This is a genomic window from Streptomyces sp. B1866 (assembly GCF_031932565.1).
Taxonomy (GTDB): domain Bacteria; phylum Actinomycetota; class Actinomycetes; order Streptomycetales; family Streptomycetaceae; genus Streptomyces.
On sequence record NZ_JAVSCF010000529.1, the window covers coordinates 1 to 1,180 of the forward strand.

The 1,180-nt window shown below is 72.5% G+C and carries 2 protein-coding genes; both read left to right on the forward strand.

Annotated elements, in window-relative coordinates:
- A partial coding sequence (locus tag RKE29_RS29990) for a sigma-70 family RNA polymerase sigma factor (protein ID WP_312008858.1) occupies positions 1-820 on the forward strand: 820 nt, incomplete at its 5' end.
- The coding region (locus tag RKE29_RS29995; protein WP_312008859.1) for an HNH endonuclease at positions 817-1,180 on the forward strand (364 nt) is incomplete at its 3' end. The genes RKE29_RS29990 and RKE29_RS29995, both read left to right, overlap by 4 nt.

A 1,180-nucleotide genomic window follows, 5' to 3' on the forward strand; every position in this document is an offset into this window, starting at 1 on the left:
CGAGCAGGTCACGGCGTTGCGCGCGGCTCGGCTGGAGCGCGGGTGGGAGGTGCCGGAGCTGATCCACCGCATCCGGGTGGAGGCGAAGGAGCAGGAGGCCAAGTTGCCGTGCGCGGACCGGCCGCTGGCGGAGCGAATCCGGCAGTGGGAGGCGGGCGAGACTGCCCCGCAGGGCCGGTACGTGAACCTCCTGACGGCCGTCTACGGCAAGACGGCCACGGAGTTGGGTCTGCCGGACCGGGGCGACCGGCCGATCGACTCCGAACGCTGGGGACGGCTGTACGCCCAGTACTTCGACTGGACCGTCCGCTTCCTGTTGAACCGCGTGCATGACCGTGAGCTGGCGCTCGACCTGGCGCAGGACACGTTCATCGAGCTCGGCAGGACGCTGCACAAGATCGACCCGAGCAAGCCGGAAGACAAGCTGTACGGCTTCGTCGCCCAGCAGGCGCGGTGGACGCTGGGCCTGTACCGGCAGAGCTCCCGGAGCTGGCGCGAGACGACGCCGGAGGGCTACGACGACCTCACCGCCGCGATGGCCGCGCGGGACGACCACTCGCGGCCGGAGGAGTCCGTCCGGCTCACGGTCGACCTGAACCGCGTGCTGGCCACGATGGACGAGCGGCAGCGGCAGGTGATCGCGCTGCGGATCTTCGACGACCTCACGCTGGAGGGGATCGTGCGCGTCACGGGGCTGTCGGACCGTCAGGTGGCGAAGATCTCCGCTGCGGCCGTGAACGAGCTGCGGGCCCGGCTGACGGGCCAGCCGATCACGTGGACCATCCCCAACACCGTGCGTGCGCTGGGACGGGCGGCATGAGCCGCACCAAGGTCAGCTCCGCGCGCAAGCGCACGCACCGGGCCGCGCTGGCCCGGCGGGACGGGGCCCGCTGCGCCTACTGCCTCACCCCGTTCCCCGACTTGACCCGGGCGACCATCGACCACGTCGTCCCCCTGTCGCTGTACCGCACCTGGGCCCAAGAGCACACCGTGCTCGCCTGCACCCGGTGCAACCAGGTCAAGGCCGACCGGCTCCCCCTGACCCTGGCACTCCTGCTGTGCGCCCACACCCCCGCCCCGGCCGCCGACCTACCGGACAGCAGGGCCGACCGGTCGGCGGGCGGCCCGGCCGACCCCACCGGCGACCGACCGGCGCGGGAGTCGGCGGGTGACCTGGCAG